This is a genomic window from Embleya sp. NPDC005971 (assembly GCF_040629175.1).
Taxonomy (GTDB): Bacteria; Actinomycetota; Actinomycetes; order Streptomycetales; family Streptomycetaceae; genus Embleya.
Window position 1 is genome coordinate 138,633 of the sequence record NZ_JBEXUX010000010.1, and the last position, 15,325, is coordinate 153,957.

The 15,325-nt window shown below is 70.3% G+C and carries 14 protein-coding genes; 5 read left to right on the forward strand and 9 right to left on the reverse strand.

The features are described from left to right. The first annotated feature begins 90 nt into the window (after positions 1-90). The 4 genes from ABZ374_RS12105 to ABZ374_RS12120 all read left to right on the forward strand — a co-directional run bounded on the left by ABZ374_RS12105 (position 91) and on the right by ABZ374_RS12120 (position 6,028). Positions 91-1,620 carry an ATP-binding protein gene (locus ABZ374_RS12105; protein WP_360309767.1) on the forward strand — a complete coding sequence of 510 codons (1,530 nt, stop codon included), beginning with the start codon at positions 91-93 and terminating at the stop codon, positions 1,618-1,620. Next, entirely contained in the window at positions 1,617-2,669 is a 1,053-nt protein-coding gene (locus ABZ374_RS12110) for a PD-(D/E)XK motif protein (protein WP_360309769.1), read from the forward strand. Before ABZ374_RS12105 ends, ABZ374_RS12110 begins: the two co-directional genes overlap by 4 nt. Beyond that, entirely contained in the window at positions 2,666-5,581 is a 2,916-nt protein-coding gene (locus tag ABZ374_RS12115; protein WP_360309771.1) for a Z1 domain-containing protein, read from the forward strand. The genes ABZ374_RS12110 and ABZ374_RS12115 overlap by 4 nt, the downstream gene beginning before the upstream one ends. A 294-nt stretch (positions 5,582-5,875) precedes the next feature. Then, positions 5,876-6,028: a hypothetical protein gene (locus ABZ374_RS12120; RefSeq protein ID WP_360309773.1), complete on the forward strand. Its 153-nt coding sequence runs from the start codon at positions 5,876-5,878 to the stop codon at positions 6,026-6,028. A 183-nt stretch (positions 6,029-6,211) separates the two neighbouring features. On the opposite strand, the gene ABZ374_RS12125 is transcribed toward ABZ374_RS12120, so the two are convergent. Next, positions 6,212-6,442: a hypothetical protein gene (locus ABZ374_RS12125; protein ID WP_360309775.1), complete on the reverse strand. Its 231-nt coding sequence runs from the start codon at positions 6,440-6,442 to the stop codon at positions 6,212-6,214. 273 nt (positions 6,443-6,715) lie between these two features. Between ABZ374_RS12125 and ABZ374_RS12130 the strand changes: the two genes are divergently transcribed. After that, positions 6,716-7,102, forward strand: a complete 387-nt coding sequence (locus tag ABZ374_RS12130; RefSeq protein WP_360309777.1) for a DUF427 domain-containing protein — start codon at positions 6,716-6,718, stop codon at positions 7,100-7,102. A 57-nt stretch (positions 7,103-7,159) separates the two neighbouring features. On the opposite strand, the gene ABZ374_RS12135 is transcribed toward ABZ374_RS12130, so the two are convergent. From ABZ374_RS12135 to ABZ374_RS12170, 8 genes are all read right to left on the reverse strand, one after another. Further along, positions 7,160-8,335, reverse strand: a complete 1,176-nt coding sequence (locus ABZ374_RS12135; RefSeq protein ID WP_360309779.1) for a glycoside hydrolase family 19 protein — start codon at positions 8,333-8,335, stop codon at positions 7,160-7,162. A 391-nt stretch (positions 8,336-8,726) separates the two neighbouring features. Beyond that, positions 8,727-9,791 (reverse strand): amidohydrolase family protein, encoded by a 1,065-nt coding sequence (locus tag ABZ374_RS12140; RefSeq protein ID WP_360309781.1) that lies wholly within the window; start codon positions 9,789-9,791, stop codon positions 8,727-8,729. 101 nt (positions 9,792-9,892) lie between these two features. Continuing rightward, positions 9,893-10,477, reverse strand: a complete 585-nt coding sequence (locus tag ABZ374_RS12145; protein WP_360309783.1) for a 3-hydroxyanthranilate 3,4-dioxygenase — start codon at positions 10,475-10,477, stop codon at positions 9,893-9,895. Positions 10,478-10,522: 45 nt separating this feature from the next. After that, a complete protein-coding gene (locus ABZ374_RS12150; protein ID WP_360309785.1) occupies positions 10,523-11,041 on the reverse strand; it encodes a RidA family protein in 519 nt (172 codons plus the stop codon). Beyond that, positions 11,038-11,832, reverse strand: a complete 795-nt coding sequence (locus ABZ374_RS12155; protein WP_360309787.1) for a fumarylacetoacetate hydrolase family protein — start codon at positions 11,830-11,832, stop codon at positions 11,038-11,040. The genes ABZ374_RS12150 and ABZ374_RS12155 overlap by 4 nt, the downstream gene beginning before the upstream one ends. Further along, positions 11,829-12,647 carry a fumarylacetoacetate hydrolase family protein gene (locus ABZ374_RS12160; protein WP_360309789.1) on the reverse strand — a complete coding sequence of 273 codons (819 nt, stop codon included), beginning with the start codon at positions 12,645-12,647 and terminating at the stop codon, positions 11,829-11,831. Before ABZ374_RS12160 ends, ABZ374_RS12155 begins: the two co-directional genes overlap by 4 nt. A 47-nt stretch (positions 12,648-12,694) precedes the next feature. After that, the gene (locus ABZ374_RS12165; RefSeq protein WP_360309791.1) at positions 12,695-14,158 is read right to left on the reverse strand and encodes a 2-hydroxymuconic semialdehyde dehydrogenase; all 1,464 of its coding nucleotides are present in this window, start codon (positions 14,156-14,158) and stop codon (positions 12,695-12,697) included. A 151-nt stretch (positions 14,159-14,309) separates the two neighbouring features. Then, the gene (locus ABZ374_RS12170; RefSeq protein ID WP_360309793.1) at positions 14,310-15,320 is read right to left on the reverse strand and encodes a hypothetical protein; all 1,011 of its coding nucleotides are present in this window, start codon (positions 15,318-15,320) and stop codon (positions 14,310-14,312) included. Positions 15,321-15,325 lie beyond the last annotated feature (5 nt).

The window sequence follows — 15,325 nt, forward strand, 5'->3', positions numbered from 1 at the left end:
GTTGCCGAGCCAACCGCTACGGTCGGTCCCAGCGCACGTGGGGCGGGCGCGCGACTGCGCGCACCGAGGGTGTGGGATCCAGGGGTGGGCATGGACGACTGGCGTTTCGACGTACCTACGAGCGGCAGCAAGCACCTGCCTCCGGATCCCGGGTACATCAAGGGACTGGCCAGTCAGGGCTACCGCTTCGAGGAAGCCGTGGCCGACCTGGTGGACAACTCGATCGACGCCGGCGCCTCGGACGTCGTCGTGCATTTCCAACGCAGCGGCGACCTGCTGACCTCGCTGGTCATCGTGGACAACGGACGCGGGATGACCGAGGCCGAGTTGGACACCGCGATGACCGTGGGCAAGCGGCGCGCGTACGACGACCGGGCGCTCGGCATGTTCGGGATGGGCCTGAAGGCGGCGTCCTTCAGCCACGCGGACAGCGTCACCGTGATCAGCCGGGCCAAGCGGGCCGGCACGGTGGGCCGGCGCTGGCGTACCGAGCAGGCACAGGAGAGCTTCCAGTGCGACATCGTCGAGTTGGAGTTCGCCAAACGATTCCTGGATCGCTACGACGAGTACGTGATGTGGAACGGCACGGCGGTGCGCTGGGACGGCGTCCGCGACTTCCCGGCCCGCGGCGACGCCGGGCAGACCGACATCTACCTGACCAAGACGATGCGCTCGTTGGCCGACCACCTCGGTCTGCACCTGCACCGGTTCCTGGCCGACGGGCGGATCCGGATCACCATCGCGGTCTCGGGCAGCGACGAGGAAACGCCCCCGATGACCTGGCAGGTGATCGGCGTCGACCCGTTCGGCTACCCGATCTCCGGACTCCCGGGCTACCCGCGCACGTTCACCACCACCCTGGAGGGGGTCGGTCCGCTGGAGCTGACCGCCCACGTGTGGACGCCGCGCTCCAACGCCGAGCAGTTCCGCCTGCCCGGCGGCATCGTGGCCCGCCAGGGCCTGTACGCCTACCGCAACGACCGCCTCGTGCAGGCCGGCGGCTGGCACGGGCTGCGTCAGAGCGAGCAACACCTGTCGCTGGCCAGGATCGAATTCGACCTGCCGGCCGAGTCGGAACACGCCTTCGGACTCACCGTCAAGAAGGCCGAACTCCAGCCGATCCCGGGCTTCGTGGACGCGGTCGAACGCGCGACCGACGCCGAGGGCCGGACCTTCCTGGACTTCCTGAAGGACGCCGAGGGGGCCTACCGCCAGGCCCGCACCACCACCCGCGAGCGCAAGGCGGTGTTGCCGCCCGGGAAGGGCTTCGCCCCGGAGCTGCGTGCCGCGATCGAGGAGGAACTCCCGTTCGTGCCGGGTGAGGAGCCGATCGACGTGCGCTGGGTGCCGCTGGGCGGCGACGTATTCTTCGAGATCGACCGGGAGGAGCGCAGGCTGCTGCTGAACAAGCAGTTCCGCGCGGCGCTGCTCGGCGGACGACGCGCCGTCCTCAACGACGTGCCGGTGCTCAAGACGCTGCTGTACCTGCTGATGAACGAGGCGTTCACGGGCGAGCGGATCGGCCCCCGGGTCAAGGACAACCTGGACCTGTGGCAGTCGCTGTTGTTGGCCGCGGTGAAGAACGAGACGGCGAAGTACGGCTCCGAGGGGGCCTCTTGAGTGCGGACCGGCGCAGCAGGCATCTGAGCTGCGACGCGCTGCGCGACCATCTCGACAACCGGATGCCGATGCTGATCCCGGTCGAGGGCGACCCGCCGTTGTTCTGGCACCTGGAGGCGGGCGGACAGCGGCCGGCGCTGCGTATCCCGGTCGAGCCCGGGACGAAGGCACCGCGGTTGGGGATGCAGGGCATTCGGGCGGTGTGCGTGCTGGACGGGGGTCAACAGTTCCTGCACGTGTTCATCGAACGCGTGGATCTGCTGCGCGAGTTCCACATCGTGTGTTGTGAGATCGCCGATCGCATCCAGCAGGAGGACACGGCGCCGGTCGTTGCCGTGCAGACCACGGTGCTGGCGTGGCGCAGGTTGTTGGCCCGGGGGCGGCGGATGTCGCTGGAGGAGGAGATCGGCCTGTTCGGCGAACTCCTCACGCTGATCGGCCTGGCGGCGGTCCGCGGCTGGCACGCGGCCATCGCGGCGTGGCAACACCCGGAGTGCACCGACCACGACTTCACCGTCGGCCCGTACGACGTCGAGGTCAAGACCGTGGCCGGGCCGGCCCGCATCCACACCATCCACGGCCTGGGCCAACTCGCGCCGCACTCGAAGCGACCACTGTGGTTCGTCTCGCATGTGCTGGAGCAAAACGACCACGGCCGCACGGTGCTCGGCCTGATCGAGGGCATCCGCTCGACGATCCGGGTGCGTGCGCCGGGCGCGCTGGACGACTTCGACGCCCGCCTGAAACTGGTCACCGGAAACGAGAGCGCGATCCCGCGCGAACATCACTGGGCCCCCGCCGGCGTCCCCCTGGCGTTTCCCGTCGACGCGGCCTTCCCCCGACTGACCGACGACATCTTCGCGCTGCTGCCCGAGCCCGCGGTGGCCCGCATCAGCGACATCGACTACCGCATCGACGTCGCCGATCTGATCCCCTCGATCGCGCCCTCCCCGGACGGGCTCGATCGCGCGGTCGACCTGCACGCGCTGCCGCCCGACGTCGCGTCGGACCTGTCCGAGCCGAACCACCCGAAGGACGAGCACCGATGACCGACGACCTCGCGCTGCTCGCGCTGCACCGGGCGGCCTTCGGCGGCATGTCGGTGCGACCGAAGAACCTGGCCAAGGCACTGGCCTACCAGGCCGACGAGCACACCGGGGCACTTCCCGACCTCGGCGAGGGGGCGCTGCGCCGCAGACTGCATCACGCCCACCCGGACGATCCGCTGCTGATCCTGTGGCGCGATCGGCTCAGCCGCTGGGACTTCGCCGACGGCGAGACCGCGCCGAACACCGAGGAACGCCGCACCGCGACCTACCAGGCCCTCGGCCTGGAGCCGGCCACCCGTGAACTGCTGGACCGTCGCTCGCCGTTCGCGCGGAGCAGCGGCGCCGTGGTGATCACCGACGAGGGTTGGGATCCCTGGTACACCCAGGAAGTGGCCCGACACCACAGCCACTACTGGGATGCCTACCGGGACACCCTGCTCGGCAAGAAGTGGGCCCCGGAGGCGGTTGCCGCACTCGATCGCAACACCAGCCGCGTGGTCGAGCGACTGGCCGACCCGACCTGTGAACAGCCGTACCAGTCCAAGGGCTTGGTCGTCGGCTACGTGCAGAGCGGCAAGACCGCGAACTTCACCGGCGTGATCGCCAAGGCGATCGACGCGGGCTATCGGCTGGTGATCGTGCTCACCGGCACGATCGAGGCGCTGCGCGCCCAGACCCAGCGCCGCCTGGACATGGAACTGGTCGGGGTCGAGAACATCTACTACGGCCAGGACCCGGATTCGGGCACCCTGGCCTTCCGCGACTACGACTACCTGGACGACCGGGACCGGCTGGACGGCGGGTTCCTGCGGCACGGCGCGCTGCCGTCCCGGCTCGGCGGCTTCGACATCGTCCGGCTGACCCGGCATCAGGACGACTACCAGGCGCTGCGCCAGGGGCTCAGTGCGCTGGAGTTCGAGAAGGCCGACCGGTTCACCCCGCTGTACGCGCCGGAGAACCTGCACCGCAGCTCGGCCCGGCTGATGGTGGTCAAGAAGAACGCTTCGGTGCTCAAGAAGCTGGTCAAGGACCTGGGGCGGATCAAGACCGAGCGCGGCGAGATCCCGACGCTGATCATCGACGACGAGTCCGATCAGGCGTCGGTGAACACCTCGGATCCGAAGAAGTGGGCGCAGGACCAGGTCCAGCGCACCGCGATCAACGGGATCATCTCGGAGTTGCTCGGGATGTTGCCGCGCGCCCAGTACATCGGCTACACCGCGACGCCGTTCGCCAACGTGTTCATCGATCCGGCCGACGCCGAGGACATCTTCCCCAAGGACTTCGTCATCTCGTTGGACCGCCCGGACGGTTACATGGGCGTCGCCGACTTCCACGACATCGATTCCACCATCCCCGTCGACGAGCGCACGGTGGCCAATTCGGCCGGACTCGCGCACGTGCGTTCGGTGCGACCGCTGCACGACGACGACGAGACCGACCTGTGCACGGCGATCGACATGTTCGTGTTGACCGGCGCGATCAAGTTGTTCCGTGAGGACCACGGCCTGGGCGCCGACCACTTCCGACACCACACGATGCTCGTGCACGAGTCGGTGAAGACGCATGTACACCGGGACCAGGCCGAGTTGATCAACGCGATCTGGCGCCGCGCGGGCTACCTCGGCTCGGGCGCGCAGGCGCGGCTGCGGCAGTTGTACGAGCAGGATGTGCGGCCGGTCAGCGAGGCGCACGCGGCGGGCGCGGCGATCCCCGCGTCCTACACCGACATCGCGCCGTACATCGGCATCGCCGCGATGCGGATCGAGGACTCGATCGGCAGCCCGGTCGTGGTGATCAACGGCGACAAGGAGATCGAGCAGCGCACGGCCGACTTCGACCGGCAGAAGGTCTGGCGAATCCTGGTCGGTGGCGCCAAGCTCTCGCGCGGTTTCACCATCGAGGGCCTGACCGTCTCCTACTACCGGCGCAAGACGCTCGCCGCCGACACGCTCATGCAGATGGGGCGTTGGTTCGGATTCCGCAAGAACTACCGGGACCTGGTCCGGCTCTACATCGGCCGGGACGAGGGTGGCCGCAACGGCGACCTGTACGAGGCGTTCGAGGCGATCTGTCGGGACGAGGAGGAGTTTCGCGACCAACTCCGGCTGTACGCCGAACTCGTCGACGGGGCGCCGCAGGTGACGCCGGCCCAGATCCCGCCGCTGGTCACCCAGCGACTGCCCTGGCTCAAGCCGACGGCACGGAACAAGATGTTCAACGCGGAGTTGGTGGAGACCCGGTCGCCGGGGTTGTGGGTGGAGCGGGCCGGATATCCGACGAAGGCGGCCGAACTGCGTTACAACGTCCAACAGTTCGCCCCGGTGATCGAGGCATTGCAGCCCGAACAGGTCGAACTGGCCTTTCCGCAGGAGGATCGGCTGCGCCGATTCCCGGCCTACCTGGGTCGGATCACGAACGAGCGGCTGCTGCCGGTGCTGCGTGAGCTGCGCTGGTCCGACCCCGGCCAGTTCGGCCCCGACCTGATGTACCTGGAAAACCCCAAGATCTCCGGCCACATCGAGGATTGGGTGGTGATCGCCCCGCAGTTGCAGAGTCCCGACCGCGATTCGGTGACCCTGCACGGTTTCGGCCCGCTCGCCGTGGTCAGCCGCAGCCGACGTACCGGCACCCTGTTCAACCGGGTCAGTTTTCCGCAACACCGCTATGTCGCCCGGCGCATCGCCGGCAGCGCCGCCTCGATCGGCGACACCGTCGCGGACGGCCTGGTCGCGCCCCGGCGCGGTTGTCTGCTGCTCTACCCGACCATGGAGCCCGATCGCAACGAACTGGTGATGGCCTTCGCCCTGGTCCCGCCCAGCACCGCGGTCTCCCCCGACCGCCGCCTGGTCGCCTTTCGCGCCAAGGACTCCTCCCGAGCCGCCTCGGCCATCGTGGCCACCCCGGTCTGACGCCGCGCGCATCCGGTCGACAGGCTCGGCCGGTCGAGGGCTCGGCCGGCGGGCGCGGGGACGGGGAGCCGGACTCGTCCCGGCCGCCGGCCGACCGCGGCGCCCGCTGTCCATCGGCGACCGGCCGGTGGTCTCGGCGGCCTTGGTGCCGCCGTTTCGCCCACCTGTTCGGCCGCCGGGCCGACGGGCCCGACCGGACCCGGAGCATCGCCGAGCGGTGATCGCGAGCGGCGCCGCCCTCCGCCCCAGCGAGGCCGACGCCCTCGGCTCCAACTGGTCCCGGACGACCCGGCGGTGCGCTACAACCGGGCGTTCATCCCGCAGGAGGTGGGGCGTTGGGACGACGCGCCGGCCGATCTGGATGTGGCCGCGGAGCTGGTTCCGGACGACGAGGACATCCGCGCGGCTCGCCGGGAGTGTCTGGCGAGAGTACCCGCCGCGACCTGATCGGCGACGGGGACCGGGATCCGTTCGCCGCGTACCCGAGAGCCCGCACGAACGACGAGGCCACAGCCCGTGCGCCGTGGCCTCGCCGGTATCAGTGCGGTGCCTCCGCCGGTGCGCCCGGGGCGGGTGGGCCCGGCGCCGTTGCACCCGCAGTCGATGCGCCCGCAGTCGGTGCGCCCGGAGCTAGTGCACCCAGAGCGACCACACGGTGCCGCCGTTGTTGAGACACAGGTACACCGGGCCGTGTGCCGGCGCGGCGGCCCGGCCGGCCGCGTCGCAGGACGCCTGCGTCGGGTAGTAGCCGTACAGGAAGAAGCTGCCGCCCGGTGACGGATCGGCCATCGCGGGCTGCGCGGCAGCCCCTACACCCAACAACGCCGCGGTCAACGCGACACCCGCCATAGCCTTGCGCATGTGCTCGACTCCATTTCTCGCCCCGAGGGCAACTCGGGTCAGTGGAACGGTAATTCGGGCCGTGCTGCGGTACCGGCGCGCACTCGGAAAACGCTAGCCGCCGGCCGGGTCGCGAGCAATAGGTCTATACCAATCGAATCGATCCACACGCTTCTCACACGGAGCGCGGACGACCGGCTCGCGCACCGCGCCGGAATGCTTCGCCGACCGCGACCGTTGCACGTAGGACGGCCGGCGGCGCCACGATCGCCGGCGGCACCGGAGGAGATGCGCATGCCGACACCCCCGCAGGGCCACCTCGTGACGACCGTGCACAGCACACAGACCGTGACGGTCGAGATCGACGGCGAGATCGTCGCTCGATCCGAGCGCCCGGTGGTGCTCTACGAGACCGGACTGCCGATCCGGTACTACCTCCCGCCGGACGACGTGGAGTTGACCCGCTTCGAGCCCACCGACACGCACACCACGTGTCCGTTCAAGGGTGAAGCCTCCTACTGGACCTATCAGGGCAACGGCGGCACCGGCCCGCGCACCGACGTGGCCTGGGCGTACACCGATCCGATCGACTCGGTCCCCGACATCGCCGGCCACCTGTGCTTCTACGACACGGTCGCCCGGATCACGGTCGAGGGAGAGCCGCCCGCGCCGCCGGCCTGACCCACGATGGCGTGCGCGCGGGGCGGGCCGCCGGACCGGTCCGCCCCGCGCTCATGCTCAGCAGCTCAGGTTGTTCCCGGCGGTGGTGCCGAGAACGGCCACGAACGACTGGTAGCTGTTGATCCGGCTCTGCACCTGTGCGGGGTTGCCGCCGTTGCATTCCAACGCGCCGTTGATGCTGCGGATCGTCTCGCCGAAGCCCGCCCCGTTGACCATCGCGTTGTGCGGGGTCATGGTGCCGGGGCCGTTCTGGGTGTTCCAGTACCAGAGGCCGGTCTTCCAGGCGACGGCCGGATCGTTCTGGACCAGGTTGGGATTGTTCAGCAGGTTGATGCCCAGGGCGTCACCCGCCGCCTTGTAGTTGAAGTTCCAACTCAGTTGGATCGGGCCGCGCCCGTAGTAGGCGGCCTGACCGGCCGGACACCCGTACGGCTGACTGGCGTCGCAGTAGTGCGGGTAGTTAGCGGTGTTCTGCTCGACGATGTGGACCAGGCCGCCGGTCTCGTGGTTGACGTTGGCCAGGAAGGCCGCCGCCTCCTGCTTCCTGACCGTGTCGCTGCCGGTCTTGGCGAAGCCCGGGTAGGCGCTCAACGCGGCGGTCAGGCCGGCGTACGTGTAGAACGGGTTCCGGCTCGGGAACATCTGGTTGAACTGCGCCTCGCTCACCACGAAGTCGCCCGGATTGCCGCCGTTGCCGCCCGTGCTTCCGCCGGTGGTGCCACCGGTGGTGGATCCGGTGCAGGTGAACGGCTCCCAGAACCAGGTGCTGATCACCGGGTCGTAGCCCGGGTTCGCGTTCTTCGCCCGGTAGAGGTTGCCGTTCGTGTAGCGCACCACGTCACCGACCGCGTAGTCGTGGCCCGCGACCCAGTTCGGATACGTACAGGTGCCGCCCCCACCGCCGGTCGAACCGCCGGTCGAGCCACCGGTGGTCGGGTCGCCCCCGCCACCACACGAACCCTGGTCCGCCCAGACGTCGGTGGTGCCGGGCGTCTCACCCTGCGTCCACCACTTCGCACCCCAGTTGTGGCCGTTGTACGAGGCGGTCGCCCCACCCGTGTAGACGGCCGACGAACTCCATCCGGTCGCGCAGCCGGCCGCGGCCGCGGTCGAGGCGAACGGCAACACCGCCGCACACGCGCCCACGACCGCGATGGCCAACAGGAACACCATGATCCGGCTTCTGGGCACGGCGAGCCCGGAGGACGGCCCGGACCTGGAAAGTCTCGACATGGAAAGCCAACTCCCTCACGCGGGGGACATACCGCGCTTGATCGACGACGGGAAGTACCGCTAGGCGTACTCCAACTGCCGTACCGGGACCGGCGCGTGCCTCGTTCGAGGCCCCTGGACGGGATGTTGCGGGGCTCACTCAATACGAATGGTCTATACCAGTCAAGGGTCTGTGCGACATTCGTCCCACCCTCCGGGTGCCGCGCGTCGTCCGGCAACGACGACGGGAGCCGCCCCGCCCGCTCGGCGGTACCGGCTCCCGTCGCAACATCGAGGGCTGCTTCGCGGCGTTCACCAGGGCCGGCGCGATGTCGACGATCACGTCACCGCGCGCCGTACGACTCCATCGGCGCGGCCCGGCACGCCGCTTCGTCCGCCGGTGCGAGATGACTCATTGTCGCGCCGGTGCCCCCGCCGGCACCTGCGCGGGGCCGGCGGGGGCACCGGCCCCGGCTCGCCGCCCGTCGAGCGCGAAGAATCGCCGCGCGTTGCCGCCCAGGATCGATTCCCGTTGCTCCGGGGTCAGTTCCGGGCAGGCCCGGACCACCTCACCGGGTTCCGACTCCCCCAGCGGGAAGGGGAAGTCGGTACCGAGCATGACCCGGTCGGGCCCCATCACCTCGACCAGCAGCCGCAGCGCGCGCGGGTCGAACACGGCCGAGTCGACGTAGAACCGGCGCACGTACTCGGACGGCGGTCGGGGCGAGTCGGCCCGGACCAGGTCCCGGTTGTGCCAGGCGTTGTCGGCTCGACCCAGCAGGAACGCGAAGCTGCCGCCGCCGTGGCAGAAGCACAACTTCAGCGACTCGGGCAGCTTCTCGAACGCGCCCTGGAGGATCATCCCGAGGATGCTGAGCTGGGTCTCGGCGGGCATCCCGACCAGCCACGGCAACATGTGCCCGCGCATGCGCTCGCCGCCGAGCATGTCCCACGGGTGCACGAGTACCGGGATCTCCTCGGTGGCGCAGTGCGCGAGGAATTCCACGATCCCGTCGTCGCCGAGGTAGCGCTCGCCGACGTGGTTGCCGATGTGCACGCCTCGGTGCCCGGCCGCCGCCGCCCGGGACGCGGTCTCGCAGGCCGCGCCGATGTCCTGGAGCGGGACCTGGCTCAGCGGCAACAACCGCTCCGGGTCGAGCGAGCAGTAGTCGAGGATGCGGTCGTTGACCAGGTCGCACCACTCGACGGCGCGGGCGGGCTCGGCCGCGTAGCCGAACATCAGCGGTGTCGAGGAGATCGCCTGCACGTCCACGCCGAGCGCGTCCATGTCGGCCAACCGACGCTCGGGATCCCACAGCGGCGCGATCACCGGTCGGTACTCGTCCTCGCCGCTCATCATCATCCCGGTGCCGTCACCGTGGACCCGCAGCCACGGCTCGCCCGCACCCGTCAGGATGCGGCTCTCGGCCTGCGAGATCCTCGGGAAGACGTGCGAGTGGACGTCGATGACAGTCACGGAACCTCCGTGGTTCACCGCCGGGCTCGGCCGGCGGTCGGGGCAGTGGTGGAGATCGGGTCACGCGGCAGCGGGTCGGGCGGCAGCGGTGGTACCCGGGGTCAGGCGGAGGTGTCGGTGCGCGGCACGGTCCGCGGGCGCAGCGCGTCCGGCCACTGCCGACCCGGGTGGGTGGCACCGCAGTGCGGGCACGTGCGGTCGCCGTCGTAGAACGCCTCGAACAGCGGTGGCAGGTCGTCGACGATCGAACGCACCTGTACCGGCGAGCGGTTCACCAGGTGGTGACACTCGACGCAGTACCACTCGAACGCGTCGATCAGGCCCTCGGTCCGGCCGAACTCGACCACCAGACCGATGCTGCCCGGCTCCGGCCGCTGCGGCGAGTGCCGCACGTGCGGCGGCAGCAGGAAGACGTCGCCCTCGTTGATCTGGACGTCGACCGGCGGCTTGCCCTCTTCCTCCATCACCCGGAGCACCATGTTGCCCTGGAGCTGGTAGAAGAACTCCTCGATCGGGTCGTCGTGGAAGTCGGTGCGCTGGTTGGGCCCGCCCACCACGGTGACCAGCAGGTCGGCCTCCTGCCAGATCTGGATGTTGCCGACCGGGGGCTTCAGCAGGTCACGGTGCTCGTCGATCCATCGGGTGAAGTTGAACGGCAGGCCGTTGGTCAGTTTCGGCAGGCTCATCTCGCGGTTCCTTTCTCGCACGGTCGCTCGGTCGGCTCGGTGACTTCAGTCGCTTCGGTCGCCTTGGCCGCCTTGGTCGCCTTGATCGCCTTGGTCGCTTCGGGGCCGGACCGCGTCGGCCGGGTCCGACCCGGTGGAGCGGGGCCGCTGCGGCAGGTACGCGACGCAGGAGATCTCGATCAGCAGGTGCGGGTGCGGGAGTTGGTGCACCGCGACGGTCGTACGGGTGGGGCCGGTCTCGTCGAAGAACTCGGCGTAGACCTCGTTGTAGCCGCCGAAGTCGTTCATGCTGACCAGGTAGGTGGTGAGCGAGACCGCATCGGCCAGGCCGCCGCCGGCCGCAGCCAGCAGGTCGGCGATGTTCTCGATCACCGCCCGGGTCTGCGCCCGGATGTCCAGGTCGGTGGTCCCCATCGCGTCCGCGCTCGCGCCGACGAAGGTGCCGTCCGGCCGCCGGGAGCTGGTGCCGGACACGTAGACGAAGTCGCCGGCCCGCTTGACGTGCGGGAATCGGCCGCGCGGGGTGGCCTTGCCGGCGACCAGGATGCCGTCGTCGGCGCTCATCGGGTGGTCACCTCCGCGCGACCGAGGCCGGCCGCGGACACGCGCACGTGCACACCCTTGGGCAGTGGCATCGCGGCGGTGGCAGCCCCCGCGAGCACGACCCAGCCGGGCCGGAGTTCGAGACCGGCCTCGGCGGCCAGTCGGGCCGCCGCGATCAGCGAACGCAGCGGGTTGCCCAGGATCGCCGCCGAGGAGCCGCTCGCCACGACCCGCCCGTCGATCTCGACGAGCAGACCCAGGTTGCTCAGGTCCAGCCCGGCCGGGTCGTGCCAGGTGCCGAAGCCGAAGCCGGCCGCCGAGGCGTTGTCCGCGATCACGTCGGGGAGGGTGAAATCGAAGTCGGCGTAGCGCGAGTCCAGGACCTCGTAGGCGACCGCGACGCCGGCGACCGCGCGGACCGCCTCGGCGGGGGTGACCGTGCCGGACAGCGGGCTGCCGATCAGGAAGGCGATCTCCGGCTCGATCCGGGGATGGATCAGGCCGCCGGGGTCGAGTACGCCGCCCTCCTCCACCAGCATCGCGTCGGTGAGCAGGCCCCAGATCACGTCGTCCACGCCCATCTGGATCATCTTGGCGCGGCTGGTGAAGCCCATCTTGACGCCGATCAGCGCCTCGCCCCGGGCCAGCCGGCGGTCGATCACCGCGCGCTGTACCCGGTAGGCGGTGGTCAGGTCCAGGTCGGTGCTGTCGGTGGGGCGGGCCACCGTCCGGTGTGCGAGGGCGGCTTCGTCGAGGGTGTCGGCGAGGCGGGCGACGAGTTCGGCGTCGGTGTCGAGTCGGTTGTCGGTCACGAGGTCTCCTCCTGCGAGGTCGTCGCCGCGAAGGCGACCCGTACGTCGCCCAGCCCGTCGATCCGGGCCTCCAGCACATCCCCCGGGGCGACCGTCACCATCGGGCCGAGCGCGCCGGTGAGCACGGTGTCCCCGGCGCGCAGCGGGCGGCCCAGCCGGACGAGGGTGTCCGCGAGCCAGATCGCCGCGTTCAGCGGGTGGCCCAGGCAGGCCGCGCCGGTGCCGGTGGAGACCGGTTCGCCGCGCCGCTCCAGCACCATGCCGGCCAGGCGCAGGTCCAGGTCGCCGAGCGCCCTGGGCCGGTTGCCCAGCACGTACATCCCGGAGGAGGCGTTGTCCGCGACGGTGTCCGCGAGGGTGATGTCCCAGTCCCGCACCCGGCTGCCGCACACCTCGATCGCGGGCAGCGCGAAGGCGGTGGCCCGGATCAGGTCGGCGACGGTGTGCCGCTCGTGCGTCAGGTCGGCGTCCAGCACCAGGGCCACCTCGGCCTCGGCCCTGGCCTGGAGCACCGCGCCGACCGGGATCTCGGCGCCGTCGGGCACCGCCATGTCCGCGTACAACATGCCGAAGTCCGGCTCCTGCACCCCGAGTTGGCGCTGAACGGCGGCGGAGGTGAGGCCGATCTTGCGGCCGACCAGGCGGCGGCCCTCGGCAAGGCGACCCAGGGTCAGCCGCTCCTGGACCGCGTACGCGTCCTCGACGCCGGTGATCAGGTCACGGATCGGCGCGCACGGCACGCCGCTCCGCTCCGCGTGGAGCAACCGTTCGGCGGCCGCTTCGATTGCATTGCTCGTTGCCTGTGTCGCTGTCACTGTCGGGAACCGATCCTTCGGATCTTGATGCGGATGCGGATCTTGAATCAGATCTTGATGCAGATATTGACCGGCTCGGAGAAGAAGTCCAACGAGTACTCGCCGCCCTCCCGGCCGATCCCGGATGCCTTGATCCCGCCGAACGGCGTCCGCAGGTCGCGCAGATTCCAGCAGTTGACCCACACGATCCCGGCCTCGACGCGCGGGGCGACCCGATGCGCCCGGGACAGGTCGCGGGTCCAGACGGTGGCGGCCAGGCCGTACCGACTGTCGTTGGCGAGCGCGATCGCCTCGTCCTCGGTGTCGAACGGCAGCACGTGGCAGATCGGCCCGAAGACCTCCTCCTGTACGGTGCGCGCGCTCTGCGGCAGGCCGGTGAGCACGGTCGGCTCGACGTGGAACCCGCCGTCGCGCTCGTCGCCGAAGCTCGGCACCCCACCGCCGGCGACGACCGTGGCGCCCTCCGCGACCGCCAGCCGGTAGTAGGACAGCACCTTGTCCCGGTGCGCGGCCGAGATCATCGGCCCGTAGTCGGTCAACGCCCCTGCCCTTGAACCGAGTTCGGCCACGAAGGCGGCAAAGATCGAGCGCTCGACGTAGACCCGTTCGGTGCACAGGCAGATCTGGCCGGAGTGGGTGAACGCGGACCGGACGGTGCCCGCCACGGCCTCCTCGAAGTCCGCGTCGGCGAACACGATCGCCGGGTTCTTGCCGCCGAGTTCGAAGGACACCGGGGTGATGTGCTCGGCGGCCTTGCGCATGATCGCGGTGCCGGTCGCCGATTCGCCGGTGAAGGCGATCGCGTCGACGCCCGCATGCGCGGTGAGGAACTCGCCGGCCGCGCCCGCGCCATGACCGTGGATCAGGTTGAACGCACCGACCGGCAGCCCGGCTTCGTGGATCACCTCGGCCAGCAGCGTCGCGGTGCCCGGCGTCTCCTCGGACGGCTTGGCGACCACGGTGTTGCCGGCCGCGAGCGCGGGCGCGACCTTCCAGGTCAGCAGCAGGAGCGGGAGGTTCCACGGCGAGATGATCGCGACCACGCCCAGCGGGCGGCGCACGGTGTAGTTGAGCGCCTGGCCGACGCCGCCGCTCCAGCCGGGCACGGCGGTCGAGTGGGCGCGCTCGGGCCGGCCGTAGAGCAGGTCGGCGTAGGCCCGGAAGTTGCCGATCGCCCGCGGGATGTCGACGCCGGCCGCCAGTTCGCGCGGCTTGCCGGTGTCGGCGACCTCGGCGTCCACGAACTCGTCGAACCGGGCCTGGATCCCGTCCGCGATCCGCCGCATCGCCTCGGCCCGCACCTCGACACTCGCCACCCCCCACTCGGCCAGCGCCCCCCGCGCGGCCGCCACGGCGGCATCCACAACCCCCCGATCGGCCTCGGGCACGTCCCCCACGACGGCCCCGTCCACCGGGTTCACCAGCGCAAAGACGCCGTCACCCGCCCGGGTGAACTCCCCCGCCACATAGTGCGCAGGCAGCACACCCTCCCCGGCCACCGACCGTCCCATCGCCCATTCCCTTCGCCGCAAGCCCCATCACAGGGAGCCTCTCCCGCCAACGACATGCCCGTCCAATACTCTTTGGACCGCAACACATGCCCTTTTCGGTATGACGAAGCGGGTCGGCGACCGGCCGGCCAAAACCGTCCGACCCCCACCCTCAGCCCGGTGGCCCGCAACCGTCACGTGCGGCGTTGGCGGCCAACACGGCGCGCAGGATGGCGTCCGAGGCCGGCAATGACGTCCCGGGCTTGATCGTCAGCAGGTACTGCACACTGCCCGCCGAACACCGGGCGAAGTATCCCGAGCCCTGGCCGTCGATCACATGCGACTCGGCAACCTTTCCCACCGTCTCGGGAGTGGGCGCTCGCGCGTATTCGAGGTCGGCCAGTACGCCGCGACGCACCTCCAGCCGAAGCGCCGACACCTCGTTCGGCTTCGCCGCCTCCGAAACGACGCAGTCCTCCCACCCGGAATCGCGCCCCGACCAGCGCTCGACCCAGGTGGGATGCGCACCGAGATCGACCCCGGCCGGCGACACTCCGCACAACGTCGCCCCCTGCCCAAACGCGGTGGGCACCACCTCGCCCCGCCGAGCCGGCGCGGGCAGCTCCGGCATCGTGCAGCCCGCCTTCCGCCGCGCGACGTTGGTCAACGTCACCATCGTCGACGCGATCCGCTCCCGGTTCCCGGCCCTCCCGGGCACCCCGAGTCGGAGGGGTCGCTCGGGGCTGTGCACATCCTCGGCGGTCACCCGGGCGAACGATGTCCCCCCATCGGCCATGCAGGGCGGAACTCGCAGCCAACCATCGAGATCCGAGGCCATGCCGAGCAGCCCATCCCCCAACGGCATCGAAATCGGCAGCCGGGCGCCAACGCCGTAGTGCTGGCCGGTCGACCAGTAGTCCCCGTCGAGGGCGTACCGAAACGCGACCTGCGGCCGGCCCCGGACCTTGCTGTACACCAAGCACTCATTGCCACCGGAGGCCGGATAGCGAAGCGCATCCTTCCGCACCGCCTCCCCGTACTCCCCAGGTGGCAACAACGTCGCCAACTCGTCCGCGCTCAGCAACCCCCAGCAATAGCTCCGCGCCCGATCCGACGTGCTCCGCGTCGACAGGAACACGACCAGCCCCACGATCAGCCCGACAACCAGGACCCCGACAAGCACAAGGA